Source organism: Methylobacterium sp. J-072 (assembly GCF_022829425.1).
In the GTDB taxonomy this organism is placed as follows: Bacteria; Pseudomonadota; Alphaproteobacteria; order Rhizobiales; family Beijerinckiaceae; genus Methylobacterium.
Window position 1 is genome coordinate 48105 of sequence record NZ_JAKSYK010000172.1, and the last position, 26535, is coordinate 74639.

21 protein-coding genes are annotated in these 26535 nt (G+C 70.1%); 7 read left to right on the forward strand and 14 right to left on the reverse strand.

Features of this window, described 5'->3' with window-relative positions:
* The first annotated feature begins 42 nt into the window (after positions 1 to 42).
* Both addA and trxA read left to right on the forward strand, forming a co-directional pair.
* On the forward strand, positions 43 to 3528 hold the full coding sequence (gene addA / locus MKK67_RS19710) for a double-strand break repair helicase AddA (protein ID WP_243968541.1): 3486 nt from the start codon (positions 43 to 45) through the stop codon (positions 3526 to 3528).
* Between the two features lie 402 nt (positions 3529 to 3930).
* Positions 3931 to 4254, forward strand: a complete 324-nt coding sequence (gene trxA, locus MKK67_RS19715) for a thioredoxin (RefSeq protein WP_243968544.1) — start codon at positions 3931 to 3933, stop codon at positions 4252 to 4254.
* 533 nt (positions 4255 to 4787) lie between these two features.
* Here trxA and MKK67_RS19720 read toward each other — a convergent pair.
* The 5 genes from MKK67_RS19720 to trpA form a co-directional block, all read right to left on the reverse strand.
* The gene (locus MKK67_RS19720; RefSeq protein WP_243968546.1) at positions 4788 to 6830 is read right to left on the reverse strand and encodes a methyl-accepting chemotaxis protein; all 2043 of its coding nucleotides are present in this window, start codon (positions 6828 to 6830) and stop codon (positions 4788 to 4790) included.
* Positions 6831 to 7185: 355 nt separating this feature from the next.
* Positions 7186 to 8085 (reverse strand): outer membrane protein, encoded by a 900-nt coding sequence (locus tag MKK67_RS19725; RefSeq protein WP_243968549.1) that lies wholly within the window; start codon positions 8083 to 8085, stop codon positions 7186 to 7188.
* A 206-nt stretch (positions 8086 to 8291) separates the two neighbouring features.
* Entirely contained in the window at positions 8292 to 9617 is a 1326-nt protein-coding gene (locus tag MKK67_RS19730; protein ID WP_243968551.1) for a bifunctional folylpolyglutamate synthase/dihydrofolate synthase, read from the reverse strand.
* A gap of 8 nt (positions 9618 to 9625) precedes the next feature.
* A complete protein-coding gene (accD, locus tag MKK67_RS19735; protein WP_243968553.1) occupies positions 9626 to 10522 on the reverse strand; it encodes an acetyl-CoA carboxylase, carboxyltransferase subunit beta in 897 nt (298 codons plus the stop codon).
* An 82-nt stretch (positions 10523 to 10604) separates the two neighbouring features.
* Positions 10605 to 11444, reverse strand: a complete 840-nt coding sequence (trpA, locus tag MKK67_RS19740) for a tryptophan synthase subunit alpha (RefSeq protein WP_243968555.1) — start codon at positions 11442 to 11444, stop codon at positions 10605 to 10607.
* 187 nt (positions 11445 to 11631) lie between these two features.
* Here trpA and MKK67_RS19745 point away from each other — a divergent pair, with 187 nt between their 5' ends.
* The 3 genes from MKK67_RS19745 to MKK67_RS19755 all read left to right on the forward strand — a co-directional run bounded on the left by MKK67_RS19745 (position 11632) and on the right by MKK67_RS19755 (position 15838).
* Positions 11632 to 11868, forward strand: a complete 237-nt coding sequence (locus MKK67_RS19745; protein WP_243968557.1) for a hypothetical protein — start codon at positions 11632 to 11634, stop codon at positions 11866 to 11868.
* Between the two features lie 83 nt (positions 11869 to 11951).
* Positions 11952 to 12617: an HAD family hydrolase gene (locus MKK67_RS19750; RefSeq protein WP_243968559.1), complete on the forward strand. Its 666-nt coding sequence runs from the start codon at positions 11952 to 11954 to the stop codon at positions 12615 to 12617.
* 569 nt (positions 12618 to 13186) lie between these two features.
* Positions 13187 to 15838, forward strand: a complete 2652-nt coding sequence (locus tag MKK67_RS19755; protein ID WP_243968562.1) for an MGH1-like glycoside hydrolase domain-containing protein — start codon at positions 13187 to 13189, stop codon at positions 15836 to 15838.
* 40 nt (positions 15839 to 15878) lie between these two features.
* Here MKK67_RS19755 and MKK67_RS19760 read toward each other — a convergent pair whose 3' ends face one another.
* On the reverse strand, positions 15879 to 16286 hold the full coding sequence (locus MKK67_RS19760) for a MucR family transcriptional regulator (RefSeq protein WP_243968564.1): 408 nt from the start codon (positions 16284 to 16286) through the stop codon (positions 15879 to 15881).
* A 302-nt stretch (positions 16287 to 16588) separates the two neighbouring features.
* On the opposite strand from MKK67_RS19760, the gene MKK67_RS19765 reads away from it, so the two are divergent.
* Positions 16589 to 17686: an NAD(P)/FAD-dependent oxidoreductase gene (locus tag MKK67_RS19765; protein WP_243968566.1), complete on the forward strand. Its 1098-nt coding sequence runs from the start codon at positions 16589 to 16591 to the stop codon at positions 17684 to 17686.
* Between the two features lie 4 nt (positions 17687 to 17690).
* Here the strand turns inward: MKK67_RS19765 and MKK67_RS19770 are convergent, their stop codons facing one another.
* The 7 genes from MKK67_RS19770 to MKK67_RS19800 form a co-directional block, all read right to left on the reverse strand.
* Positions 17691 to 18407, reverse strand: coding sequence for an LrgB family protein (locus tag MKK67_RS19770; RefSeq protein ID WP_092042380.1), 717 nt, complete (start codon positions 18405 to 18407; stop codon positions 17691 to 17693).
* 3 nt (positions 18408 to 18410) lie between these two features.
* Positions 18411 to 18812 (reverse strand): CidA/LrgA family protein, encoded by a 402-nt coding sequence (locus tag MKK67_RS19775; protein WP_243968568.1) that lies wholly within the window; start codon positions 18810 to 18812, stop codon positions 18411 to 18413.
* A 17-nt stretch (positions 18813 to 18829) separates the two neighbouring features.
* On the reverse strand, positions 18830 to 19291 hold the full coding sequence (locus MKK67_RS19780; RefSeq protein ID WP_243968570.1) for a TerB family tellurite resistance protein: 462 nt from the start codon (positions 19289 to 19291) through the stop codon (positions 18830 to 18832).
* 99 nt (positions 19292 to 19390) lie between these two features.
* Complete coding sequence (locus MKK67_RS19785; protein ID WP_243968572.1) at positions 19391 to 20173, reverse strand: DJ-1/PfpI family protein; 783 nt, start codon at positions 20171 to 20173, stop codon at positions 19391 to 19393.
* A 16-nt stretch (positions 20174 to 20189) separates the two neighbouring features.
* Positions 20190 to 20876 (reverse strand): TenA family protein, encoded by a 687-nt coding sequence (locus MKK67_RS19790; RefSeq protein WP_243968574.1) that lies wholly within the window; start codon positions 20874 to 20876, stop codon positions 20190 to 20192.
* Positions 20877 to 21170: 294 nt separating this feature from the next.
* Entirely contained in the window at positions 21171 to 21845 is a 675-nt protein-coding gene (locus MKK67_RS19795) for a response regulator (RefSeq protein ID WP_007561188.1), read from the reverse strand.
* Positions 21842 to 23317: an ATP-binding protein gene (locus tag MKK67_RS19800; protein WP_243968621.1), complete on the reverse strand. Its 1476-nt coding sequence runs from the start codon at positions 23315 to 23317 to the stop codon at positions 21842 to 21844. The genes MKK67_RS19795 and MKK67_RS19800 overlap by 4 nt, the downstream gene beginning before the upstream one ends.
* A gap of 260 nt (positions 23318 to 23577) precedes the next feature.
* Here MKK67_RS19800 and MKK67_RS19805 point away from each other — a divergent pair, with 260 nt between their 5' ends.
* On the forward strand, positions 23578 to 24426 hold the full coding sequence (locus tag MKK67_RS19805) for a hypothetical protein (protein ID WP_243968576.1): 849 nt from the start codon (positions 23578 to 23580) through the stop codon (positions 24424 to 24426).
* Positions 24427 to 24471: 45 nt separating this feature from the next.
* Here the strand turns inward: MKK67_RS19805 and MKK67_RS19810 are convergent, their stop codons facing one another.
* Positions 24472 to 26256: a DEAD/DEAH box helicase gene (locus MKK67_RS19810; RefSeq protein WP_243968578.1), complete on the reverse strand. Its 1785-nt coding sequence runs from the start codon at positions 26254 to 26256 to the stop codon at positions 24472 to 24474.
* Positions 26257 to 26535 lie beyond the last annotated feature (279 nt).

Consider the following 26535-nt stretch of genomic DNA (forward strand, 5'->3'; position numbering starts at 1 on the left):
TTCTGTTGTAGAGAGGTGCCGCAGCCGAGCCGGATGAGACCGTTGAGCAGCGCCCCAATCGCAAACCCCTTCGTCGTCGACGACTTGACCCAGGCCAACCAGCGCCGGGCGGCCGATCCGCGGGCCTCGGCCTGGGTCTCGGCCAATGCCGGAGCCGGCAAGACCAAGGTACTCACCGACCGGGTGGTGCGGCTGCTCCTCGACGGCGCGCCTCCTGGCCGGATCCTGTGCCTGACCTTCACCAAGGCGGCGGCCGCCAACATGGCGATCCGGGTCTTTCGGCTGCTCGGCCGCTGGGTGACCCTGGACGACGCGGCGCTGGCTGCCGAACTCGCGGCGCTGACCGGCGAGCGGGCCGACGCGGAGCGTCTGCGCATGGCCCGGCGCCTGTTCGCCCGGGCGGTGGAGACGCCGGGCGGCCTGAAGATCGAGACCCTGCACGCGCTGTGCGAGCGGTTGCTGCACATGTTCCCGTTCGAGGCGAACGTGCCGGCCCGCTTCGTGGTGCTCGACGAGACCAAGGCCCGGGAGATTTTCGACATCGAGATGGCCAACGTCCTGGCCGACGCGGTCTCGAACGGCGACACGCCGCTCAGCACCGCCCTCGCCCGGGTCACCCCCGAAGCCACGGGCGACACCCTGCGGGCGGCGATCCGTTCGGCGTTGCGGGCGCGGAGTTTGATCGGCGACCGGGCTCGGATGGACGCATCCTTCGCGCAATTGCACGGGGCGCTGGGGCTTGCCGCCGAAGAGACTGCGGAGGCCATCGAGGCCGCGATCCTGGATGGCGGCCCGGGCTGCCGCCGCGAGGATCGGGCGGCCTTGATCGAAGCCCTGCGCACCGGCAAGGCCAACGACGAGAAGCTAGCCGACGCCCTGGCGGCAGCCGAGGTCGAGCGGGCGCGGTCGGAGGGTCTGCCGGACCGGTCCGAGGCGCTCGATCTCTACCGGGCGGTGTTCTTCACCCAGAAGGATGAGCCGAAAGCCGATAGCAGCCTCGGCACCAAGAGCGTCCCGGCATCGGCAAAGGAAAGCCTGATCGCCGAGCGCGACCGGCTGGAGCCGCTGTTCGATCGCTTGCGCGCCGCACGGGCCCATGCCCGGACGCAGGCCCTGTTCCAGCTCGCCGCCGAGATCCACCGGCGGGTCGAGGCTCAGAAGGCCCGGCTCGGGGCGCTGGATTTCGACGACCTGATTCACAAGGCGCTCGACCTGCTGGCCCGGGTCGGGGCCGGCTGGGTGCTGTACAAGCTCGACCGCGGCATCGACCACGTTCTGGTCGACGAGGCGCAGGATACCAACCCGGAGCAGTGGGAGATCCTGCGGGCGATCACCCAGGAATTCGCCGCCGGCGAGGGCGCCCGGGCCGGAACCCGGACCCGCTTCGCGGTGGGTGACCCGAAGCAGTCGATCTACGGTTTCCAGGGCGCCGAGCCCCGGGAATTCGCCCTCACCCGGGCGGCCTGGATCCAGGAATCGCGCGCCGCCGGCCTCACCTTCGAGGACGTGCCGCTGACCCTCTCGTTCCGCTCCACCGGCCTGGTTCTCCAGGCGGTCGACGCGGTGTTCGCCCTCGACGCGCACAACGAGGGGCTGGCGTTCGAGGACACCGCCCGCAGGACCGTCCATGCCAGCGCCCGGCCCGGGGCGCCCGGCGCCGTCGAGCTGTGGCCGATCGCCGAGCCCGAGCCGACGCCCGAGCCGGATGCCTGGACGGCGCCGGTGGACGCCCCCGAGACCAGCGCCCCGGCGATCGTCACCGCCCGCCGCGTGGCGCAGGCGGTGCGGACCTGGACGACCACCGGCGACGCCACCGGCCGGGTCTGGCGCCCGGGCGACGTGCTGATCCTCGTGCGCAAGCGCGGGCCGGCCTTCGAGGAGGTGATCCGCGCCCTGAAGAATCTCGGCGTCCCGGTGGCCGGCCAGGACCGGCTGGAGGTCTCGGCCCATATCGCGGTGGCCGATCTCGTCGCCGCCGGGCGCGCCGGGCTGCTGCCGGCCGACGATCTGACGCTCGCCACCGCGCTCAAAACGCCGCTGGTCGGGCTCACCGACGAGGATCTGGTGCGGCTCGCCGCCCGCCGCGACCTGTCGGAGACCCTGGAGGATTCCCTGCACCGCCACGCCGAGGCCGGCGATCCCGCGGCGATCCGTGGGCTGGCGGCGCTCTCGGACTGGATCGCGCTCGCGGGGCTCCATGGTCCGTTCGGCTTCTACGCCCGGCTCCTCGGGCCGCAGGGCGGACGGGCGAAGCTGGTCGCCCGGCTCGGCGGCGAGGCGGGGGACGCCATCGACGTCTTCCTGGCCGCCGCCGCCCAGGCCGAGACCGGCGAGGATGCGCCCTCGCTCGGCGGCTTCCTGGCCCGCTATGTCGGCACCGAGGCCGGCCACACGGTCAAGCGCGACATGGAATCGGGCCGCGACGAGGTGCGGGTGATGACCGTGCACGGGGCCAAGGGCCTCGAGGCGCCGGTGGTCGTGGTCATGGACGGCTGCGAGCCCCTCGGGCGTAACGACCCGCCGCTGCTACCGCTGGCTGGCAACGGCACGGCGCTGCCGCCGGTCTGGTCCAGCGGGAAGACGCAGGATTGCGCGGCCACCGGCGAGGCCCGGGCGGCGCTGCTGGCCCGGGCGCGGCAGGAGCACAATCGCCTGCTCTACGTCGCCATGACCCGGGCGGCCGACCGGCTAATCGTCGCGCCGTTCCGCGGCCACGAGCGCGAGAGCGAGGCGGCCTGGTGCCGGATGGTCCGGGCCGGCCTGGAGGCCGCCCTCGGCGCGGGCCAAGCGCTGGACCTGCCTTACGGACCCGCGACGCTGTGGCGGGACGGCACCGAGACGCTCCGCCCACCGGTGATTCCGTCACCACCTCTCGCCCGCGAGCCGGAGCCGGACTGGCTGCGCAGCCCCGTGCCGCCGGAGCCGGAGATCCCGGTCCTCAACCCGTCCGGCGCCCTCCAGGCGGCCGACGGCTCGCGGGTGCCGCCGCCCCGGCTGGCGGATGCCCAGGCGCGCCGCCGAGGCATCCTGATCCATTCCCTGCTGCAGCATCTGCCGCGGATCGAGCCCGAGCGCCGGGAGGCGGCCGGCCTCGCCTTCGTGCGGGCGCGCGCGCCCGGCATTCCGCGCCCGGCGACTTACGGCATCGTCCGCTCGGTGCTGCGCCTGATCGACGATCCCGACCTCGCCCCCCTGTTCGCCCCCGACGCCCGCGCCGAGGTGAACCTCACGGGCCGCGTCCGGGCCGGCGGCGCCGAGCGGGTGGTGCAGGGCCGCGTCGACCGCCTCGCGGTCGCGGCCGACACGATCCGGATCGCCGACTTCAAGACCGGCCGCCCCCCGGCCGAGGACGAGCCGCTGCCTCCCGCGGAAGCCGGCCAGATCGCCCTCTACGCGCAGCTCCTCGGCCAGATCTATCCGGACCGGACGATTCGGCCGATGCTGATCTGGACCTCCGGCCCGGTGATCCGGACCTTGAGCGGCGACGACATCCGGGCGGCGCTGGGCCAGGCGGGCATCGAGGGCTGACGGGCGCCTTTTTGGGTGGGCGGGTGCAGTGGACAGTTCCTGGCCGAATCATCCGCGCCTCACGCCGTCATTACGAGCGCAGCGAAGCAACCTAGGGCGGCGCGCGATCTTCAAACGTGGCGCATCACTGGGTTGCTTCGCTGCGCTCGCAATGACGGTGGGCGAGGGTGTCGAGGAAGAAAGCTGCAACGCGGCGGCATCCGCTGGAAGGGTCTTCTCCCGCGTCCTTCCCCACCCGACATGCGCCAGCGCACATCGCAATGCGCCCTTGGAGACGCCCCCATGCATCGGCGGGCGGACTGCTTGACCGGGCGCCGGCCCGTCGCCAATTCTCATCGAACCGCGCGGGCCCCTGCCCGTCCGAGGCCGCCTCACCGGCGGCCACTTCCGAAAGGTGACGTTATGGCGACGGTGAAAGTAACCGACGCGAGCTTCGAGCAGGACGTTCTCAAGTCCGCCGAGCCCGTCGTGGTGGATTTCTGGGCGGAATGGTGCGGCCCCTGCCGCCAGATCGGCCCGGCGCTCGAAGAGATCGCCAGCGATCTCCAGGGCAAGGTGAAGATCGCCAAGGTCAACGTCGACGAGAACCCGCAGATCGCCGCCCAGTACGGCATCCGCTCGATCCCGACGCTGCTGCTGTTCAAGAACGGCACCGAGGTCGACAAGAAGGTCGGCGCCGCCCCGAAGGGCGACCTGTCCCGCTGGATCGGCACACAGGTCGCGTGACCAATGCCCGGCTAGGGCCGGGACTGCGCTCGGCTTTCCTATCGAAGGCCGAGCGTACCAAAATCTGCGGTGGTGATCGGCCGGCGCGGCAACGCACAGGTTTCTAGCCTGTTTGACCGCGTTCCTCTCACCCTCGCCCTCCTCCTGAGAGCCTACGAGGCCTTCAGATCGGTCGCCCGCCAGTCAGCGATGAGACGAACGCGGGGGCGGCCAGGGACGGGCCTACGCCCGAGGATGAGGCGCAGGTCCCCTCTCCCGTGCGGGAGAGGGACAGGGTGAGGGATGCGAGCTTTCCGGAAAGACCTGGTCCCTCACCCCAACCCTCTCCCGCACGGGAGAGGGGGGCTGTCGCGCCTCGTCATTGGCCTTTGGAGACCTGTGGAGCCAGCGACCTGCTCCGAAAAGGAAGCGCCTCGCGCCCGTTCAGGAAACGTCTCGAAGAGCGCGGCACCGTCCGCCGCACGTTGAAGAACCGAAAAACTCACCGCCTCTGAGGCGCCCGCGCCGGCGGGCCTCGAAGGACCGAACCGGCTTTAGCCGGCTTCGCGAACCTGCGTCAGGAAGGTCACGACCTCCTGGCGCAGCTCGGTGGACTTGCCCTGCAGGACGAGGGCAGCGGAACTCACCACCTTGGCGGCCTGGCCCGTCCCGTCGGCGGATTTCGAGACATCCGAGATGCTGGTCGAGACGTCCCGCGTGCCGGCGGAGGCGTTCTGGATATTCAGGGCGATCTCGCGCACGGCCAAGCCCTGGTGGTCCGCCGCCTCGCGGATCGACAGGGTGACTTCGCTGATCTTCTCGATGACATCCGAGATGGTCAGGATCGCCTGGACGGCATCCTTCGTCCCCGATTGGACCGCCTCGATCTGCTGCGCGATCTCCTCCGTCGCGCGCGCCGTCTGCCCGGCGAGGTCCTTGACCTCCGTGGCGACGATCGCGAAGCCCCGCCCGGCCTCGCCGGCGCGCGCCGCTTCGATCGTCGCGTTGAGGGCGAGCAGGTTGGTCCGCCCGGCGATGCCCTTGATCAGCTGGATGACCTCCTCGATGCGATGGGCGGCATCGGCCAAGCCGCCAACCTTGCCGTTCGCCTCCCGCGCCTGGTTCACCGCGTCCCCGGTGATCTCAGCCGATAGGCCGACCTGGCGGCCGATCTCGTTGACCGAGGCCAGCAATTCCTCGGCCGCCGCCGCGATCGTCCCGACATTGGCGGAGGCCTGCTCCGAGGCGGCCGCGACTGAGACGCTGCGCTCGCTGGTCGACTGCGCCTGCTTCGACAGGTCGGAGGAGGCCGCATCGAGATCGGTGACGAGGCCGAGCACCGTGTCGGTGAGCGCCGTGATGCGGCGATCGAACGTCTCGGAATGCTGCTGGATCAGCGCCATGCGGGCCTCCTGCCTGCGCTGAAGCGCCTCCTGCTCGGCCTTCAGCCGTTCCGTCTCCCGCGCCGTGTCCCGGAACAGCGCCAGCGCCCGGCTGATCGCGCCGATCTCGTCCCGCCGCTCCGTGTTCGGGACCACGACGTCGTACTGGCGCCCGATCAGGGCCTCCACGATCCGGGCCGCTTCGGCTAAGGGCTTGGTCACGAGGAGGCGTGTCGTCAGGACGACCACGAGCAGGACCGCCGCCAGCAGGACGCATCCGCGCAGGACGATTTCCCTTCGGTCCTCCTCGACGGGTTCGGACAGGACGGTCGCCGGCACATCGACGGCCAGCGCCCACATCGTGTTCATGTTCGGCACGGTGAACGGGTAGATCAGCCGCAGCGCGCCGCCGAGCCCGTCAGTGACCACGCGCATCCGCCCGTCCGCGAGGGCGGCCTTCAGCTCGCTCGCGCCGGCGCCGTCATACGCCTTGGTCTCGAGATCCTGGCTCGGCGGAACGAGCCAGTTGCCGGCACCCGAGAGCAGAGTCACCCGGCCGCTGCCGAACGGGTGAAAGCTGCCGAACATTTCCTGGAGCCGGCTGAGCTTGATATCGAGGCCGGCCAAGCCCACGACCCGGCCCTCCGCGCGGAGCGGTACCGAGACGGAGGTGATGAGATCACCCGTGCTGCTCCGATACGGCTCGGTGAGGAGGCTCTTGCCGCTCGCGAGGGGCGCGGCATACCAGGGCTCCTCGGACACGATCTCGAAGGTGCTGAATTCGATCGCATCCGCCTTGGTCTTAGTCCAGTACGGCGTGAACAAGCCGGTCTTGTTGACAGCCTCCTGGCCGGAGATCTTCGAGGCCAGGGGCCGGTCGGTCGTTTCGGAGACCCAGGAGCCGAAGGCGACCGGATAGCTCTGCAGGACGGCTTTGGTGACGGCGAGGATGTCGGAGCGCTTCGCCGCGCCGCCCTCAATCAGGGCCGAGAGGCTGGCCGTCATGCTGACGGCCGCGGAGACCGGCTCGGCGAGCTCGGTCGAGACCCGTCCGGCGAACCCGGCGGCTTTCTCCGTCGCCTGGGCCGTGAAGTCCGCCCGGATGCGCGCATTGGCGTTCCATCCCGAGATGACCAGCAGGCCGAGGATGACCAGCGCCACTGCGCCGCCCGTCGCGATCGCGAGCTGATTGCCCACGCTTGTCCGGAACGTCATGCCGGCCCCTGCCTCGATATCGATCCCACGTCCGGAATTTTATAAACTTCAGCTAGAAAAGGTCAAAAGTCGGAGCCGGTCGCACGGAAGAATATCCTCAAATTCAGGTATTTCTATTCGGGCATTGAAATTAGATCAGAAGGATTAGATACAGATATATTCTGTTTAGCTGTTTCCAGTCAGAGACATTGCTATATTTTATCGAAGTCTTCGCAATATGTCGGTTTTGGTAAAAAAAATATCCCGGGCCGAGGCCCGGGATTCTGGTTCGATCTTGGAGTCTTTCACAAAAAACCCGCCGCACGGGGCCGTGCGGCGGGGGTCTCTCGCGAGAGAAAGCTTTGTGAGAAAGCTCTTAGTACGAGCCGAACTTGTAGTTCAGGCCGGCGCGGACGACGGCGAAGTCGTTCGTGTTGCGGCTGGTGTTGCCGGTGACGGCGTAGACCGGCAGGACGGCGCCGGAGTTGAGGGCAGCGCCGACCAGCGGGAGGCCGGTGCGGTTGCGGTCCAGGCTCACGTACAGACCTTCGACCTTGAACGTCACCGCCGACGAGCGGAAGAAGTTCAGGAACGAGTCGGTGGGGAGCGCGAACTCGGCGCCGCCGCCGACGGTGTAGCCGGTCTTGAAGTCGTCGCGACGGCCAGCGAAGTTCTGGAAGGCGACGCCCTGGGTGCCCTGGTCACCGGTGGCGTAAGCGAAACCGCCGGTGGCGTACACGAGGGTCTTGTCAAAGGCGTAGCCGAGGCGGCCGCGCACGGTGCCGAAGAAGTCCAGCGTGTTCAGGGTGCCGTTGACCGGGATGAAGCCCGGATTGATGGCGGCGGCGTTCGTGGCGTAGCGCGGACGACCACCGAAATCGAGGTACTGTGCGTCGGCCTCGAAGCCGATCACGACGCCCGAGCCCGGGGTGAACTGGTAGTTGTAGCCGATCTGACCACCGCCGGAGAAGCCTTCGCGGTTGTTCCGGTTGTAGATCAGCGACGAGCCGAGCGGCGCCAGAGCGCGGTACGGCACGAGGCCGTTGGCGCCCAGCACGGCCGGGCTGCCGGCGGTCTGCACAAAGCCGCGGTTGCTGTCGGTGTCGCTGGCATCGAACGCGTAGCCGGCGTTGATACCGAAGTAGAAGCCGGTCCAGGTGAACACCGGAACGGGGGTGAACACCGGCGGCGGCGCAGCGCGACGCGGCAGGTCGGCGGCGGAAGCGGCGGCGGTAAGCGCGGTGAATGCCGCGAGAGAGGTGAGAAGCGTCTTCATTCCAGTGATCCCCAGCACAAGCCCGATCGACGCCGAAGTTATGGGATCGGACCTGCCGGGGATGTAGCTTCGCTGCCACAGCAAGGGGAAAGCGTGGCCATTCGAGTCATTTCGCGGGGTCGAATGCGGCGAATCAACGGCGATTAGCGGGCCGTTAACCCAACTTTTCAAAAAAGCCAGCGCCCAAGACAAAGACGCGCTGCGACTCAGACCGGCGGCGTATCATTGGCGGCGAGCACAAGACCGGCCAAGTAGAGCGAGCCGCAGATCAGGATGCGGGGCGGCTGCTCGAAGGCGATGTCCTTCACCTTCGCCAGCGCCGCCTCGATGCTCGGGGCGGTCCGGGTCGAGAGACCGACGCCCTCACCGATCCGCGCCACCTCCTCGGCCGGCCGGGCGGCCATCGAGGTGGTGATCGGGACCGCGATGAGCGCCCGAGCCAGGCCGACGAAGTTGCGCAGGAAGCCATCGGCGTCCTTGGTGCTGAGCAGGCCGACGATCAGCACCAGCGGCACGTCGCTGCGCTCGCCGAGATCGGCCATGGCGGCGGCGAGGATCCGGCCGCCGTCGATATTGTGGCCGCCGTCGAGCCACAGCTCGGCCCCGGGATCGAGCTGCGCGGCCAGTCGCCCGCGGCCGAGGCGTTGCAGCCGCCCGGGCCAGTCGACCTCGACGAGGCCCCGCTCCAGGGCGGCGTTGCCGATATCGCCGAACCCGGCCGCCCGCAGGGCCGTGATCGCGGTGGCGGCGTTGACCAATTGATGGCGCCCGGCCAGCCGCGGCCTGGGCAGATCGAACAGGTCGGTCTCGTCCTGGTAGACCATGCGGCCGCGCTCGTCGTGCGCGGAGAAATCCTGGTTGCCGATCAGGACCGGGGTCGCGCCCACGGCTTCGGCGTGCCGGCACAGAACGGCGTCGGCCTCGGCGTAATCCTGCGCGGCGATCACCGCTGGGCAGCCGCGCTTGAAGATCCCGGCCTTCTCGGCGGCCACCGACTCGACCGTGTCGCCGAGATACTCGGCATGGTCACGCCCGATCGGCGTCACGACCGCGCAGGCCGGCTGGGCGATGACGTTGGTGGCATCGAGCCGTCCGCCCAGACCGACTTCCAGCAGCAGCACGTCGGCCCGGCTTTCCGAGAACAGCAGCAACGCCGCCGCCGTGGTGATCTCGAACATCGTGATTGGCTCGCCGGCATTGGCGGCCTCGCAGCGCGAGAACGCGTCGGCCAGCCGGTCCTCGTCCACGAACTGCCCGCCGCCGATGCCGCCGAGCCGGATCCGCTCGTGGAACCGGACGAGGTGGGGCGAGGTGTAGACGTGGGCGGCCAGGCTCCCGGCTTCGAGGATCGCCCGCATGAACGCGATGGTCGATCCCTTGCCGTTGGTCCCGGCGACATGGATCACCGGCGGCAGGCGCCGCTCCGGGTGGTTCAGCCGGCCCAGCAACCGCTCGATCCGGCCCAGCGACAGGTCGATGGTGCGCGGATGGAGCGCGAGGAATCGCGCCATGAGGGCGTCGGAGGAGGCCATGCGGCGGGCTAGGCCGCGGCCTGGGCGGGACCCGGCGCCTCGGCTGTCGCAGCGTTGGTCAGGAGGCCGCAGATGCGCGCGATCGTTTCCTTCAGGGCATGCCGGTGGACCACCTGATCGACCATGCCGTGCTCGCGCAGGTACTCGGCGCGTTGGAAGCCGTCCGGCAGCTTCTCCCGGATGGTCTGCTCGATCACCCGGGGGCCGGCGAAGCAGATCAGCGCGCCCGGCTCGGCCAGGTGCACGTCGCCGAGCATGGCGTAGGAGGCGGTGACGCCACCGGTGGTCGGGTTGGTCAGTACCACGATGTAGGGCAGGCGCGCGGCGTTGAGCCGGCGCACTGCCACGGTGGTCCGGGGCATCTGCATCAGCGACAGGATGCCCTCCTGCATGCGCGCCCCGCCGGAGGCGGAGAACAGCACGTAGGGGGTGCGCTTCTCCAGGGCGGTCTCGGCACCGCGCACGAAGGCCTCGCCGGCCGCCATGCCGAGGGAGCCGGCCATGAAGCCGAATTCCTGCGCCGCCAGGGTCATCGGCAGGCCGCCAACCCGGCCGAAGCCGATCTTGAACGCGTCCTGCAGCCCGGTCTTGGCGCGGGCCTCCTTGAGGCGGTCGACGTAGCGCTTCTCGTCGCGGAACTTAAGCGGGTCGGTGGCGACCTCGGGGAGCGCCACGTCGATCCAGGTGCCCTCGTCGAACATCATCTTGAGCCGTGCGGCGGCACTCATCTTCAGGTGATGCTCGGAGCCGGGGATCACCCAATGGTTGGCTTCCACCTCCTTGTGGAACACCATCTGGCCGGTATCCGGGCACTTGACCCAGAGGTTCTCCGGCGTCTCGCGCTTGAACAGGGTCTTGATCCGGGGGCGCACCACCTCCGAGATCCAGTTCATCGGTTCGACCATCGACTCGTGTCCGTTCGCTTCAAGCTCGCGCTGATATCAGGTGGTGGATCCCCCGGCGCCAGGGGGCGGGGGAATCACAGGCTCAGGCTGCCCGGTCCACGCCGCCCGCGCGGACACCGGCGGCGAGGTCCCGCACCAGCGCCTCCACGGCCGGGACGGTGCCGGCCTGGGGCCGTCCCTCGGCATCGAGCGAGCGGACCAGCGTGTCCACCAGCGCCGAGCCGACCACGACGCCGTCGGCGCCCTTGGCGATCGCCGTCGCATGGGCGCCGGTCTTCACCCCGAAACCCACCACCACGGGCAGGTCGGTATGGCGGCGGATGCGGGCGACCGCCTCCGAGACCTTGCCGAAATCCGGCGTCGCCGTGCCGGTGATACCGGTGATCGACACGTAGTAGACGAAGCCCGCGGTGTTCGCGAGCACGGCCGGGAGCCGGCGCTCGTCGGTGGTGGGCGTGGCGAGCCGGATGAAGGCGAGCCCCTTGGCCAAGGCCGGCAGGCACAGCTCGGAATCCTCCTCCGGGGGCAGGTCGACCACGATCAGCCCGTCGACCCCGGCCGCCACGGCGTCGTCGAGGAACCGCTCGACGCCGTAGGTGTGGATCGGGTTGAAGTAGCCCATCAGCACGATCGGCGTGCCGTCATTCTCCGCGCGGAAGCGGCGCACGAGGTCGAGGGTACCGGCGACGCCCTGGCCGGCCTTGAGGGCACGCAGGCCCGCGGCCTGGATCGCCGGGCCGTCGGCCATCGGGTCGGTGAACGGCAGGCCGAATTCCAGGATGTCGGCGCCGGCGCCGGGCAGCGCCTTCAGGACCTCCAGGGAGGTCTCCGGGTCGGGATCGCCCGCCATCACGTAGGTGACGAGGACGGCCCGGTTCTCCGCGCGGGCGCGGGCGAAGGTGGCGTCGATGCGGCTCGGCATGGATCTGATACGGGTTTTCGCGACGAAGGGACGGGATCCGGCCCAGGATTACCTCCGCGCTACACCATCGGCGTCGGCCCGTGAAGCACTCGCCCCTGCGGCCACGGGCCAGCCGGACCCCGCCTTGTCGGACGGATCGCAGACTCCATCTCCCGGCGTCCACCCCCTGGAAGATGAGGAGCGCGACATGGCGAAGGCCGACAAGCACCACATGGGCCCGGGCGGTCAGGGCAAGGGCTCGGGCAGCGGCGGCATGACCGATCTGCCGGACGGCGTGCTCGGCGAGAACGAGGTCCTGAGCAACCGGGACAAGTCTCGCCACGGCGACGAACGCGGGCTCGACGGCAAGGCGGTCCAGACCGACCAGTACCAGGACCATGCGGCCAACCGGCAGGCGCCCGGCTCCGAGACCGAAGGGTCCTGAGGCGGGTCAACGGCGACCGGGCGGGCAGCGGCCGTGCGTGCGGCGCGGTTGTCCGCCCGCCCCGGCCCGCGTAGCCCTCGGGCATGAGTCTCGAAACCCTCCCGACGCGCCGCTTCGCCGCCTTCCTGTTCGACATGGACGGCACGATCATCAGCTCGATCGCCTCCGCGGAGCGGGCCTGGACGCGCTGGGCGCAGGGCCACGGCCTCGACGTGGCGACCTTCCTGCCGACAATCCATGGCGTGCGCTCGGTGGACACGATCCGCCGGCTCGGCCTGCCCGGCGTCGATCCCGAGGCCGAGGCCGCGGCGATCACCCAGGCGGAGATCGAGGATGTCGGCGACATCGCCGAGATCCCGGGCGCCCAGACCTTCCTGCGGGCGCTTCCTGCGGAGCGTTGGGCGATCGTGACCTCGGCGCCCCGGCAACTGGCCCTGCGCCGCCTGGAGGCCGCCGCCATGCCGGTCCCGGCCGTACTCGTCGCCGCCGAGGACATCGATCGGGGCAAGCCCGCGCCGGATTGCTTTTTGTTGGGTGCCAAGCGCCTGGGCGTCGCGGCCGCGGATTGCCTGGTGTTCGAGGATGCCCCGGCCGGGATCAAAGCCGGCGAGGCGGCGGGCGCCAGCGTCGTGGTCGTCACCGCCACGCACCACGGGCCGATCGAGACGCGGCACGCGACAATCCCGGATTATCGCGCGCTGACGGTCGATGCCGGGCCGGACGGGTTGCGTATCGTTGGCATCCGCTAACCGCGCTCAATGCAGTCACGCGGAACCTGTTTGATGCGTCTATCCCACCCAACTCCCTCATCCTGAGGCGATGGAGCGAAGCGGAGGCCGCGAAGGAGCCCTCCAGCCAGCTGGTCGATCCCCGGAGGGCTCCTTCGAGGCAGCTGCGCAGCACTTCAGGATGAGGGGAGAGATCGGGATCTCGATCGACTAAAACCGTCCTGCGAGTGCGATCACGCGGTCAAACAGGCTTTCAGGACCCCGCATCGAGACATACGCTGCTCCCAACGGTCCGGGATCTGCGCCGACGCCCGCGCCCCCACCCCGTCATTCCGGGGCCGCGAAGCGGAGCCCGGAATCCAGAAACACAGGTGGCGCAAGGCCTTGCAATGTCGGCGGCTCTGGATTCCGGGCTCGCCTACAGCGCCCCGGAATGACGGGGTGGGTCACTTCGCGGTCGCCGGAATGCCGCTTGCAGAATGGATGAGCGCGACCGGAAAGGCCGCGCCCCGGGAATTGACTTCTCCCCGCCGAACCGCGGCAATAATATCCGGGCACGAAGTCAGACACCGAACCGGGACAGCGAGCGCATGACTAAGCCGAACGGCGTCCCGGGCCTCTTTGAGACCGCGGAGGGGCAGCGGCTCGTGCAGGCGCGGACCGATCCGGCCTGGCGGCGCTGGGGGCCGTATCTGAGCGACCGGCAATGGGGCACGGTGCGGGAGGATTACAGCGCCGACGGCGAGGCCTGGGATTCGCTGCCCCACGATCACGCCCGGTCCCGGGCCTATCGCTGGGGCGAGGACGGGATCGGCGGCTTCGGCGACCGGCACCTCAATTGGTGCCTCGCGCTCGCCCTGTGGAACGGCCGCGATCCGATCCTGAAGGAGCGCCTGTTCGGTCTCACCAACGCCGAGGGCAACCACGGTGAGGACGTGAAGGAACTCTACTACTACCTCGACGGCGTCCCGACCCACGCCTTCATGCGGATGCTGTACAAGTACCCGCAGGGCGCGTTCCCCTACGAGCGCCTGCTCGAAGAGAACCGCCGCCGCGGCCTCGACGATCCGGAATTCGAGCTGCTCGACACCGGCCTGTTCGACGAGGGCCGCTACTTTGATGTCGAGATCGCCTACGCCAAGGCCGGCCCCGACGACGTGCTGATGCGGGTCACCGCCACCAACCGCGGTCCCGAAACCGCCGACCTCACCCTGCTGCCGCAGCTCTGGGCCCGGAACCTGTGGTCGTGGAAGGCCGGCACCGAGAAGCCGGAGCTGTCCGCCGGCTCGGATGGGTCGGTCTGGGCGCGCCATCCGAGCGTGGCGCCGATGCGCTTCTTCGCCGAGGACGCGGCCGAGTTGCTGTTCACCGAGAACGAGACCAACACCCACCGGCTGTTCGGCACCGGCCCGGGGGCCGGATTCTACAAGGACGGGATCGACCGGCGCGTCGTCCAGGGCGAGGCGGGGGCGGCCAACCATCTGTCCGGCACGAAATGCGCGGCCCGCTACGACCTGCATCTCGGTCCCGGAGAGTCGCGCACCCTGCGGTTGCGGCTGCGGCCCGAAACCGCGCCGGGCGAGCCCTTCGCCGATTTCGACGCGGTGTTCGCGGCCCGCGAGGACGAGGCGGATGCGTTCTACGGCGCTCTTCAGGCGTCGATCCCCGATCCGGAGATGCGGCTCGTCCAGCGGCAGGCGCTGGCCGGCATGCTGTGGTCGAAGCAGCTCTACCATTACGACGTGCGCGAGTGGCTCGCCGGCGATCCGGCGCAGCCGGCCCCCGCCCCCGCGCGCCGGCACGGCCGCAACGCCGACTGGACGCACCTGCGCGCCAACGACATCATCTCGATGCCGGATGCCTGGGAATACCCCTGGTTCGCCTCCTGGGACCTCGCCCTCCAGGCGATCGTGTTCGCGCTGATCGACCCGGACTTCGCCAAGAACCAGCTCCTGCTCCTGGTGGACGAGGCCTACGCCCACCCGAATGCGGCGCTGCCGGCCTACGAATGGGGGTTCGGGGATGCCAACCCGCCGATCCACGGTCTCGCCGCCTGGCGGGTGTTCGAGCTGGACAGGGCGCTCACCGGCACGCCGGACCACGTCTTCCTCAAGCGGATCTTCAACAAGCTGACCCTGAACTTCACCTGGTGGGTGAACCGCAAGGATTCCGACGACCGCAACCTGTTCCAGGGCGGTTTCCTGGGGCTCGACAATATCGGCATCTTCGACCGCTCGAAGCCGGTCGGCGACGGCGCCACCCTCACCCAGTCCGACGCGACCGCCTGGATGGCGGCCTACGCCCTCAACTTGATGCGCATCGCCATCGAGCTGGCGCTCCAGGACCCGACCTACGAGGACATGGCGGAAAAGTTCTTCGAGCACTTTCTGCTCATCGCGGCGGCGACCGGCGACGGCGTCTGGGACGAGGCGGACGGCTTCTTCTACGACGTCATCGAGACCCGCGACGGACGCCGCCTGCCGATCCGGGTGCGGACCATGGTCGGCCTGATCCCGATCTTCGCGGTCACGACGATCAGCGCGCATGATCTGGACAAGCTGCCCGCGCTCCGGAACCGGATGCGGTTCTTCCTGGAAAACCGCCCGGACCTGGCGGCCCTGGTCTCGCGCTGGAGCGTACCCGGCGAAGGTCAGACCGTGCTGCTGTCGCTGCTGCGCGGCCACCGGCTGAAGGCCCTACTGCACCGGGCCCTCGACCCGGCGGAGTTCCTGTCGGAGCACGGGTTGCGGGCGGTCTCACGCAGCTATGCGGACCAGCCGTTCTGCTTCCCGTGGAACGGCCGGGACATGGGGCTCGCCTACGAAGCGGCGGAATCGCGATCCCGCCTGTTCGGCGGCAATTCGAACTGGCGCGGGCCGGTCTGGATGCCGGTCAATTATTTGCTGATCGCCGGGCTGAACCAGTTCTTCGCCTATTACGGCCCGGATTTCCGCGTCGAGGCGCCGACCGGCTCGGGGCGGACCTACTCGCTCCGGGAGATCGCGGAGAAACTGTCGCGACGCCTCATCGGCCTCTCGACCCGCGGCCCGGATGGGCACCGGCCGGTCTACGGAGACAGCCGGATCGAGCAGGAGGACCCGCATTTCCGGGACCTGGTGCTGTTCTATGAATATTACCACGGCGACACCGGACGTGGTGTCGGTGCCTCGCATCAGACCGGCTGGTCGGGCCTCGTGGCCCTGCTGATCCAAGAGATCTCGACGGCGGAAGGCCGGCCGTGACGCACACGGCCGGCCCTGCCCGCCATGACGTCAACCGTCGTTATTCCGCCGCCTGCTGCATCCGCAGTTTCTGGCCGAGCCCGATCTCGCGCGAGATCTTCGAGCGCCGGGCGCTGTAGGCCGCCGAGACCAGCGGGTAATCCACCGGCAGGCCCCACTTGGCCTTGTAGGCCTCCGGGGTGAGGCCGCGAAGGGTCAGGTGCCGGCGCAAGGCCTTGTAGGACTTGCCATCCTCGAAGCTCATGATCGTGTCAGGCCGGATCGAGGCGCGGATTTGTGCCTCGGTCGGCCGCTGGACCTGCCGCTCCACCGGCGCATCGAGCGCCGTGATCGAGCGGTGAACTTCGGACAAAAGGCTCGGGAGAACGGCGGCCGGCACGCTGTTCTTGGTCACGTAGGCGCTTAGGATCTTGGCGGCGAGTTCGACGCTCGGAGAGGTCGTCAGCATTGTCATCTCCCAAGGTTTTTAGTCGGACGATGCGGCTTTGTCGGGTCGATAGAGGGCAGTGCTGTCGGCTGCCGGTGATGGAGCCCGGAACAGAAATCCGGTCCGCCCTGGGGCAGCGCGTGGTGGCATTATGCGCCGGCTCGCTACGCTTACAACCACTGCGAGCATCTATTGCGCGGCTGTTTCTACTTAGAATTGATAATTCAGGTCAATGTCGAATTAACACGCGGCCTATGCGGCGGCTCGGGTGCGGTATTGAAGACTCACCGGACCTGTAGGGCCGAGAGTCGAGGGGGTTGCGCATGGAGGTTCTGGTCGTCGGTGCCGGTGTCGTCGGATTGGCCGTGGGACGGGCCTTTGCCCTGAATGGGCATGCCGTCATCGTGGCGGAGGCCGAGGCAGCGTTCGGGACCGGCGTCTCGGCCCGCAGCTCCGAGGTGATCCATGGCGGCATGTACTACCCGTCCGGTTCCGCGCGCGCCCGCCACTGCGTGGATGGCGCCGAGAAGTTGTACAACTTCTGCGCGAATCACGGGGTGCCACATCGCGCCTGCGGCAAGTTGATCGTCGCCGGCGACGACGCGGAGGCCGACACGATCGCGGCGATCGGCCGGGAGGGCGAGGCGAACGGCGTCCCCGACCTGGAGCTGCTCGACGCCGCGGCGGCCAAGCGCCTGGAGCCCAACCTTGCCTGCACGCTGGCCCTGCATGCGCCCCGAACCGGAATCGTCGACAGCCACGCGCTGATGCTGGCGCTCCTCGGCGTGATCGAGGATCACGGCGGCGCCCTGGCGCTGCGCACACCGGTAGAGCGCCTGTCCCGGCGGGACGGCCAATGGCACGCGGCCTTCGGCGGCAGCGAGCCGGGGGCGATGGCCTTCGACGCCGTCATCAACGCCGCGAGCTTCGGAGCACCCGCCCTCGCGGCGCGGACGGAGGGCTATCCGGCCGACCGGGTACCGGTGCTGCGTTTGGCGCGGGGGAATTACTTCGGTTGCACCGGAAAGCCGGCCTTCTCGCGCCTGATCTATCCGGCGCCGCGGATCGACGGCGGCCTGGGCATCCACCTCACCCTCGATCTGGCCGGCCGCACCCGGTTCGGGCCCGACGTGGAATGGGTTGAGCGCTTCGACTTCCAGGTGGATCCGCAGAGGGCGGACAGTTTCTACGGCGCCATCCGCCGCTACTGGCCAGGCCTGCCGGACGGGGCGCTCTACACGGACTACGCCGGGCTGCGCCCGAAGCTCACCGGCCCCGGCGAGCCGGCGGCGGACTTTTGGATCGACGGACCGGCCGAGCACGGGCTCCCCGGGATCGTCCACCTGTTCGGGATCGAGAGCCCGGGGCTCACCTCCAGCCTGTCGCTGGCGGAGGCGGTGGCGAGACAGCTCGACGCCTGAATGCTCAGAACAGCAGGTGCAGCGCCAGGGGCGCGAGGATCGCAGTCAGGAACGCGTTCAACCCCATGGCGATGCCCGCGAAGGTGCCGGCGGTCTCGCTCACCTGGAAGGCCCGGGCGGTGCCGATGCCGTGGGCGGCAAGCCCCGCCGCGAAGCCGCGCGCGCGCATGTCGGTGATCCGCAAAAGATTCATCAGCGGCGTCACCAGGATCGCCCCGATGATGCCGGTGAGGATCACCAGGATCGCGGTCAGCGTCGGGTCGCCGCCCAGCGCCTCGGCGATGCCCATGGCCACCCCGGAGGTCACGGATTTCGGTGCGAGTGAGATCAGGATCGGTTGCGGGATGTCGAGGAGCCGCGCCAGCACGATGACCACGGCCAGCGTTGTGGCGGCCCCGGCCACCAGGGCGGCCAGCATCGGCACCAGGGCACGCAGGACCGTGGCCCGGCGCTCGTAGAGCGGCATGGCCAGCACCACGGTCGCCGGCCCGAGCAGGAAGTGGACGAACTGCGCGCCCTCGAAATAGGTCGGATACGGCGTGCCGGTGACCGCCAGGACGGTGCCGACCAGGATCACCGTGATCAGCACAGGGTTGGCGATCGGGTGTCGGCCGGTGGCGACGGCGATCCGGTCGGCCAGGACGTAGGAGGTCAGGGTCACGGTCAGCCACAGCAGCGGCGTGCGGGCGAGGTAGACCCAGAGCGAGAAGTCGCCGGACAAAGCTCAGGCCTCCCTGTCGGGCCGGCGCCGCTCGACCCGGGACGCGACGGCGCGGAACACCAGGACGGTGACCAGCAGCGACAGGGCGGTCGAGACCACCAGCACGATGGCGAGTTTGAGCCCCTGCGCCCGCAGCAGGTCGAGGCGGCCGACGACGCCGACGCCGGCCGGCACGAACATCAGCGACAGGTTCATCAGGAGCCCCCGCGCCGTGGTCTCGAGGGTGCCGTCGGTCAGGGGCTTCGGCAGGACGCGGGGCAGGCCGAGGCGGCTGTCGCGCAGCAGAAGGAAGCCGAACATCAGCCCCATGCCGATCACCGGCCCCGGGATCGGCACGCCGGCCCCGCGGGCCAGGGCCTCGCCCAGGAGCTGGGCGAGCAGGATCAGCGCCAGGCTGGCGATCATCGTCCGGGACCGTGCGGTCAGACGGCGCCGACGCCGTGCTGCCCGGTCCGCCGGGCCGCGGTGACCGCCGCCTCGTCGAAGCCGAGCAACCGGCCGAGGCGCTCGACCAGCGCCTCCTCGAATTCGTCGACGGTCCCGTCCGCGGCGGCCACCGACCAGGCCATGGTCAGCAGTTCCTGCCGCTCGGCCTTGTTGGCCTCGTGCGGGATCATCTCGACGAGGCTCGCCACGTCGCGGGTCTCGGCGTCGATCGCGGCGGCGCGCTCGATCAGCGCCCGGGCGGCGTCCGGCCCCTCGGCGTAGCGGCCCTGCACGATCCGGGACAGGCGTTCGCTCTCGGCGGGCGCCAGGATGCCGTCGACCCGGGCGACGTGCACGAGCAGCGCGGTGGCCGCGAGATGGGTATCGTCCACCGGCTCGGAGACGCCGACGCCGAGGGCCTCGGTCGCGTAGGCGCGCAGGCGTGCGATCAGGGACATGTCGGCTCCGGGGGGTCCTGACGGCACAGTTCGGTTCGTGCGACCCGCCGTCAAGGATAGCGCATCACGTGGACGTGAAGCGTGGCATTGGTGCATCGATCAGCGCTTCGCCGCCTCGGTCGCCCCCGCGACCAGGGGCGCCAGGATCGCGTCCGCCGCACGCACGATCGCCGGGCCGGCTTGCGTGGGCGTTCCGGCCTGGAAGGGCGGCTCCGGGGCGTATTCGGCGACGAGTTGGGCGGTGCGGGCATAGTCCGGGCCGCGCAGGCGGGCGGCCAGTGCCAGGGCGAGATCGAGCCCGGCCGAGATGCCGGCCGCCGTGGCGCGGTTGCGGTCGAACACGACCCGCTCGGCCACCGGGACGGCGCCGAGCAGCGGCAGAACCGCGTCGCGCACGCACCAATGCGAGGTGGCGCGATAGCCCCTGAGCAGACCGGCCGCCCCGAGGATCAGCGAGCCGGTGCAGACGCTCGCCAGCCAAGCGGCGCGGGGTGCGCGCTCGCGCAGGAAGGACAACAGGGCCGGATCGCGCATCTGCGCCGGCGTGCCATCGCCGCCGGGGACGAAGAGGACGTCGAGATCGGGCGGGCAGGCTTCGAAGGCATGCGTCGCCACGAGGCCCAGGCCCGTATCGCTGGCGATGGGGCCTGCGGATTGCGCCACCAGGTACAGGCTGTTCGGGGCTAGGCCGGCCAGCAGCGCCTGCGGGCCGACCAGATCGAGGGCGGTCATGCCCGGATACAGGATCATGGCGATCCGGACCGGACGGTCCTGCGGGATCGGGGCCGGCGCGTCGGCGGCTTCGGACCGGGCCTGCCCGAAAGCCGCCGCGGCGGCACCGGCCGCCAGAACGGCCCGGCGGCTGAGCTCCGGCGGCGTCACGCTCGGGCCGGGCGCGTCACAGCGGCCACGCCGCGTCCCGGTAGGCGCTGTCCCAGAACAGCCATTCGAGCCGCGTCGCCTGCGTGAAAGCGTCGTGCATGCGCGCGACCGTACCCGGGGAAGCCTGCTCCGCGGCGCGGTCGGTGGCGGCGATCATCCCCGCCACCGCCGCGGCGAACTCCTCGCCCGCATAGGTGTCGATCCAGGCCCTGTAGGGATTGTCCGCGACCGCGCGGGCGAAGATGTCGTCGCCCACCGCCTTGTAGATCCAGAAGCACGGCAGCAGGGCCGCGCACAGCACCTCGAACGGCTCGGCATAGGCCGTGGCGAGCAGGTAGGAGACGTAGTGGTGGCAAGCGGGCGTCAGCGGCGTGCCCGCAAACGTCTCCGGGCCGATCCCATAATCGCGGAAGAAGCCGCCATGGAGGGCGCGCTCGACCACGATGGCGTCCTGCGCGGCGCGGGAGAACTGGACGATCCCGTCCGGGTCCGGCGCCTTCGCGGCGGCGAGGCTCAGCGCCCGGCCGAAGCCAATCAGGTAATGCGCGTCCTGGACGATGTAGTGGCGGAACCTGTCCTGCCGCAGCGTGCCGGCGGCGAGCTCCCCGTTGAACGGCATCGTCCGGATGGTCTCGTAGGCCGCCACGTTGCGCGCCCAGGCCTCCCGGGAGAAGGAATTCGGGCCCCCGTCACCATCGGTCAAAGGCACCTCCTGCCCAGTCTCAGCTACAGGATATTCAGGTTCGCCTGGCGGACGCCAGCACATCATGCGCCGGAGAAAGCGCAGGTCCCCTCTCCCGTGCGGGAGAGGGACAGGGTGAGGGATGCGACCTCTCCGGAAAGTCCTGTCCCCTCACCCCAACCCTCTCCCGCACGGGAGGGGGGGCGCGTCGCAGCTTGCAGGAGCGATGGCGCTTCGAACCCGTGTGGCCGAAGCCGGTTCACGGCAGGCTGTCTATCTATCCCGGACATCGGCGCCACCGTTCAGGGGATCGCATTACCCCTGCCGCTGGGCGTGCGTGACAGCCACGTGGATCAGCTCGGCCAGGGTCCGCACGCCGAGCTTCTGGCGCATCTGCGAACAGGCGTTGGTGACGGTCTTGTAGCTCACCGAGAGGTCGGCCGCGATGGCGCCGTAGGAGCGGCCTTGCGCGAGACGCGCCAGGATCTGCTGCTCGCGGGGGGTGAGCTGGGATTCCGGGGTGCGGCGGGCGTCGGCGCGCAGCATCGCCACCTCAGTGGCGAGCCGGCGGTCGAGATAGACCTCGCCGACCCGGACCTTGCCGAACGCCTCGAACAGCTCGGCCGAGGCGTGATCCTTCAGCACGTAGCCGAGCGCCCCGGCCTCCAGGGCGCGCGCGACGATCACCGGATCGTTGTGCATGCTGAACACTAGGATGCGCGTCTCCGGCGCGACCGCGCGGATGCGGCGGATCAGGCCGAGCCCGGCCATGCCGCTGCCCTGGAAGGTCAGGTCGCAGATCACCACCGGCGGCCGCAGCCGGTGGAAGATCCGGTAGCCGCCGACCACCGTGGTCGCCTCCGCGATGGTCTCGACGCCGGAATCCTCGAGGACCCGTCGACAGCCCTGCAGGACGATCGGGTGATCGTCGATCACGAGGACCGGCAGGCGTGTGGCGGCAGCGTCGATCTGGGAGGCGATGGCGTTCATGCGCTCGGCGCGTTGTTGTTCTCGTCGACCCGCTCCGGCGGAACGGGGATCATGATCGTGACGATTGCGCCGGGGCCAGCATTGTCAAGGGCGAAGGTCCCATCCAGTGCCTCGACACGCTCGCGCATCCCCGACAGACCGAGCCCGGTGCGGTGCTCAGACGGGATTCCCGTGCCGTCGTCGCGGATCGTGACGTGCAGTCTGCCATCCGCCTCGATGGCCTCGGCCTCGACCCGGGTGGCACTGCCGTGGCGCACGGCGTTGGTCGCGCTCTCCTGCACGCAGCGGAAGACGGTGAGGTCCACGAGGTCGCCGTAGCCGCGGGCCAGCCCGTCGAACCGGCCGACGAAGCTGGTGCCGGGATGCCGCTGGCCGAAGCCGCGCAGCAGCAGGTCGAGGCAGGTGGAGAGCGGCGCCTGCCCGAGCCCGTGCGGACGCAGGCGGTTCAGCAACTCCCGGTTGACGGTCTGGACCTGCCCGACGATGGCGCTGATCTCGGCCGCCCGGGCAGCGAGTTTTTCGCGATTGGGCTCGGCCGGGCCGGAGGCGATCCGGGCGATCGAGGCGGCGTTGGCCTCCAGGGCGAACAGGCAGGGGCCGAACTCATCGTGCAGTTCGAGCGCAGTACGGCGGCGCTCGTCGTCCTGGGCGGTGAGCAGCTGGCGGTTGAGGCGGCCGTTGGCGCCGCGCACTTCGCTGAGAGCCTCGGCGACCTTGTTGAAGCGCTCGGCGATCACCGCCAGCTCGCGGGCACCGGGGGGTTCCAGGCGCGCGGTATAGTCGTGATGCTCCAGCTGCGTCAGGCCGGCGCCCAGCCGTTGCAGCGGCGCCAGGATGCGCCCGAGGGCGAGATAGAGCGCGATCAGCATCGCGGCGTTGATCGCCAGGGTGGTCATCGAGAGCGCCCGGGCATAGCCCCAGATCTCGTCGATCTCGTCCATCGGCTGCGTGGTGATCTGAGCGGTGCCCAGCGTCTGGCCGTTGACGACGATCGGTAGGGTGTGGCGCTCGATCGGCGGCATGATCAGGTCGGCGAACCAGCGCGGCGCCTCGCGCTCGGATTTATGCGGCGGCATCGGCTTGCCGACCTGGTCGCCGTCCGGTTCGAGGACCGCGACCCGGACGTGGCGCAGGGTCTTGAAGCGCAGGTCCAGGGTCTGGAGCAGCGTGTCGGGCGAGGTCGTGTCGGACAGGCGGATCGTGTCGGCGACCAGGGACTCGACGGTGGCGAGCGAGGCGCGCGTCTCGACCCGCACCGCATTGCGGGCGTTGAGCACGATCACCCCGCAGGAGACCAGGGCCGCCAGCGCGTCGATGAACAGCACCACGGCGACGAGCCGCGCCCGGGTCGACCCGTCGGCCCAGGGCCGGAAGCCGGCGCGGCGGGATGTCGGCGGCGGCGCAGATGTCGGAAGCAGGCTCGGTGTCGTATCCACGGTCAGACGCATAGCGGGCGTATCGCCGAAGTCCATGCCCCGGCCCGGCGCCGAAGAGGGGTTCATCGGCCCCGCCGGGGTGGAACCGATGACGGATTCTTAAGCGGCTTCGGCTTATCTTGTGGATAGCCGATCCTCGACTGACCGGGCACGCAATTCGAGCCGACATCTTTGCGCCGTATTGCGGTTCCTCTATCGATTCTGGAGTCGACCCATCTCCGAATAAGGGAGAGAGGCGGCCGGTCATGGGGAGCCCGGTCGCGCGCGTCGTGCATCGTGTCTAGAGACCCCGGACCATGATCGATCTCGCCCTGGACCCGTCCGATACCAGACCGCATCGGTCGCCGGAGGCCCGTCCCGGACGCAAATCCAATCTGCGGCTCGTCCTGGTCGGGCTGGTCGGCGCGAGTGCCGTCGCGGGCTTCGGCGTCGCCGCCTCGACCCTGATGGCCGGGCTCGCCGCCCCCACGCCGGTCAAGCGCGCGCCGATGAGCCGGGCCGCGGACTGGCCCGAACTGAAGGACGGCCTGCCGGCCGTGGCCGGGATCGCCCCAGCGGCTCCCGTCGCGGCGAAGCCCGCGGAGCCGGAGAAGCCGGCCCTACGCATGGCGGCGCTGCCGGAGGCGTTGGCGCCCGCGGTTTCCCCCGCGCCAGCGAGCCCCGTCGTCCCGGCGCCCGTCGTTGCGCCGGCTCCCGCCAAGAGCGTGGCCGTGCCTGAGGCGCCGACCAAGCGTATCCCCACCCCAACCCCGGTGACGCCGATCGCCACCCGTCAGGTGGTCGTGCCGCTGCCGCCGACCCGCACTGCGGCGCTGCAGCCGCCGCGCGCCTCGGAAACGGTCCGGGCGCGCGATGTGGTCGCGCCCGCCGCGGTACCTGCGGCCAAGCCGGTCGCGACGACACCAGCCGCAGCTTCGTCCGAGAAGACCGCCCGCAAGGCGGTGGCCGTGAACAAGCCGCCGATGGCAAAGAAGACCGCGGAGGCCGCCAAGCCCGGCGCTGCGGCCGCGACCGTCGCGCAGGCGGAGCCGGCCGACGAGGAGACCGAGGTGCTCGGCATCAAGCTCCCGTCCCTGGCGCCCGCCGGACGGAAGCTGAAGGAGAGCGTCGACGCGCTGGGCGACGCCGTCAAAAAGGTTTTTTGACATTCCCGCCCGGGGGACGACGCCCCCGGGGAAAATCCCAAAAAATCAGCTGCGGCCGGTGTTCCGGCCCGGCTTGGAATCGGACCGGGGACCGGACCGCTCGGCTTGGCGCTGGTGCTTGCCGGCCCGCGGGCTGGCGAAACCCTTCGGACCACTGGGGGCGCTCTTGCGCTCGGCCGGACCGGCATCGCCCGCCAGCGCCTCGACCTGAATCTCCGGCGAGCCGTTGCGGGCGAAGGATTCGGCGAAGCGCGCGGCGGCGTTGCCGCGGATCTCGAACTTGGTCTCCCGGTCGAAGATCCGGATCGCCCCGATCTCCTGGCGGCCGATGCCGCCCCGGCGGGTCAGCATCGGCAGCAGACGGCGCGGATCGGCATTGTCGCGCCGGCCAAGATTGAGCCGGAACCACACCGCCGGCCCGAGGGCGGCGATCTGCTCGGGATTCATCGGGTCGTAGGGCGGCCGCTCGCTGACGCCGCGGGGCGCGCGGCCCTCGCCGGGATCGCTGACCTCTTCAGGCGCCGGCAGGCGGGTGCGGTAGACCCGGGCCAGCAGGGCGGCGAGCTCTTCCGGGGTCTTGCCGGCGAGCAGGGCACCGGCCAGCGCGATATCCTCCTCGGCCGGGGGCTCGGAGAAGAGCGGGTCGGAGAGCATGCGCTCGCCGTCGAGCTTCCGGATGTCGTCGGCCGAGGGCGGGCCGGACCAATCCGGGCTGACCTTGGCGATGGCGAACATCTGCTCGGCGCGGCGGCGTCTGGAATTCGGGATCAGGAGCACCGAGGTGCCCTTGCGGCCGGCGCGGCCGGTGCGCCCGCTGCGGTGCTGGAGCACCTCGGCGTCGTGCGGCAGGTCGGCGTGGATGACCAGGCTCAAGCCGGGCAGGTCGATGCCGCGGGCGGCCACGTCCGTGGCGACGCAGACCCGGGCCCGGCCATCGCGCAGAGCCTGGAGAGCGGCGTTGCGCTCGCCCTGTCCGAGCTCGCCCGAGAGCGCGACCACCGAGAAACCGCGCTCGGTCAGGCTGGCCTGGAGATGGCGCACCGCGTTGCGGGTGTTGCAGAACACGATCGCGGTCGGCGCATCCGCCTCGCGCAGGAGGTTGAGCACCACGTGCTCGGTCTCCCGGGGCATGATCCGCACCGCCCGGTAGGCGATGTCGGCGTGGCCCTTGCTCTCGCCCTTGATCGCCAGCCGCAGGGCGTTGCGCTGGTAGCGCTCGGCCAGCGACTCGATCGCCTTCGGCAGGGTCGCGGAGAACAGGTAGGTCGCCCGCTCGGGGGGCGTCCCCGAGAGAATGAACTCGATATCCTCGCGGAAGCCGAGATCGAGCATCTCGTCGGCCTCGTCGAGCACGACGGCGCGCAGGGCCGTCGGGTCGAGGTTGCGGCGCTCCAGATGATCGCGCAGGCGGCCCGGGGTGCCGACCACGATGTGGGTGCCGTCAGCGAGCATCCGGGCCTCGCGGCGGGGATCCATGCCGCCGACGCAGGCGGTGACGCGCCCGCCGGCCGGGGCGTAGAGCCACAGCAGCTCGCGCTGGACCTGAAGCGCCAGCTCCCGGGTCGGAGCGATCACCAGGGCGAGCGGCGCACCGGGCGGCGGCAGCGTCTCGCCCCCGGCAGCGTCATCATCGGCACTCTTGCCGAAGAACATGTCGGCCATGGCGAGACCGTAAGCCACGGTCTTGCCGGAGCCGGTCTGGGCGGAGACGAGGAGGTCGCGGGCGCCGGCCGCAGCCTCCAGCACCGCGGCCTGGACCGGGGTGGGATCGGCGTAGCCGCGCTCGGACAGGGCCCGCGCGAGGGGGGCGGGCAGGGTCGGGAAGGGCAAGTTTCGGGAACTCTCAACGGCCGCGCCGCGCCCGGCAGCGCGCCATCGCGCGGCGGAGGAATCAGGCACCGGACTTTATTCGGGTTCCTGATGGTAGCGCCAACCGAGCCGGCTGACCACTCCCGCCACGGCATGGGCCGGTTGCGCGGGCTTGAGCCGGCGCAGCGAGCCTGCGTCGTCCACCTCTAAATCCTCGCTGCGCTCGGGCAACCCTGGCCTTGCCGGTCATCCGACCTATGACACGGCCTAGTTCTGTGCATCGCCCCATCACAGCGATCC

Bases quoted from the DNA above. Each gene is read 5' to 3' on its own strand.
- MKK67_RS19730 (WP_243968551.1), bottom strand. From the start codon at position 9,617: ATGGCCTCCTCCGACGCCCTCATGGCGCGATTCCTCGCGCTCCATCCG.
- MKK67_RS19745 (WP_243968557.1), top strand. From the start codon at position 11,632: ATGGCGAAGGCCGACAAGCACCACATGGGCCCGGGCGGTCAGGGCAAG.
- MKK67_RS19780 (WP_243968570.1), bottom strand. From the start codon at position 19,291: ATGTCCCTGATCGCACGCCTGCGCGCCTACGCGACCGAGGCCCTCGGC.
- MKK67_RS19725 (WP_243968549.1), bottom strand. From the start codon at position 8,085: ATGAAGACGCTTCTCACCTCTCTCGCGGCATTCACCGCGCTTACCGCC.
- MKK67_RS19760 (WP_243968564.1), bottom strand. From the start codon at position 16,286: ATGCTGACGACCTCTCCGAGCGTCGAACTCGCCGCCAAGATCCTAAGC.
- accD (WP_243968553.1), bottom strand. From the start codon at position 10,522: ATGGTCGAACCGATGAACTGGATCTCGGAGGTGGTGCGCCCCCGGATC.
- trxA (WP_243968544.1), top strand. From the start codon at position 3,931: ATGGCGACGGTGAAAGTAACCGACGCGAGCTTCGAGCAGGACGTTCTC.
- MKK67_RS19750 (WP_243968559.1), top strand. From the start codon at position 11,952: ATGAGTCTCGAAACCCTCCCGACGCGCCGCTTCGCCGCCTTCCTGTTC.
- MKK67_RS19795 (WP_007561188.1), bottom strand. From the start codon at position 21,845: ATGAACGCCATCGCCTCCCAGATCGACGCTGCCGCCACACGCCTGCCG.
- MKK67_RS19765 (WP_243968566.1), top strand. From the start codon at position 16,589: ATGGAGGTTCTGGTCGTCGGTGCCGGTGTCGTCGGATTGGCCGTGGGA.
- MKK67_RS19755 (WP_243968562.1), top strand. From the start codon at position 13,187: ATGACTAAGCCGAACGGCGTCCCGGGCCTCTTTGAGACCGCGGAGGGG.
- MKK67_RS19720 (WP_243968546.1), bottom strand. From the start codon at position 6,830: ATGACGTTCCGGACAAGCGTGGGCAATCAGCTCGCGATCGCGACGGGC.
- MKK67_RS19800 (WP_243968621.1), bottom strand. From the start codon at position 23,317: ATGGACTTCGGCGATACGCCCGCTATGCGTCTGACCGTGGATACGACA.
- MKK67_RS19775 (WP_243968568.1), bottom strand. From the start codon at position 18,812: ATGATCGCCAGCCTGGCGCTGATCCTGCTCGCCCAGCTCCTGGGCGAG.
- MKK67_RS19805 (WP_243968576.1), top strand. From the start codon at position 23,578: ATGATCGATCTCGCCCTGGACCCGTCCGATACCAGACCGCATCGGTCG.
- trpA (WP_243968555.1), bottom strand. From the start codon at position 11,444: ATGCCGAGCCGCATCGACGCCACCTTCGCCCGCGCCCGCGCGGAGAAC.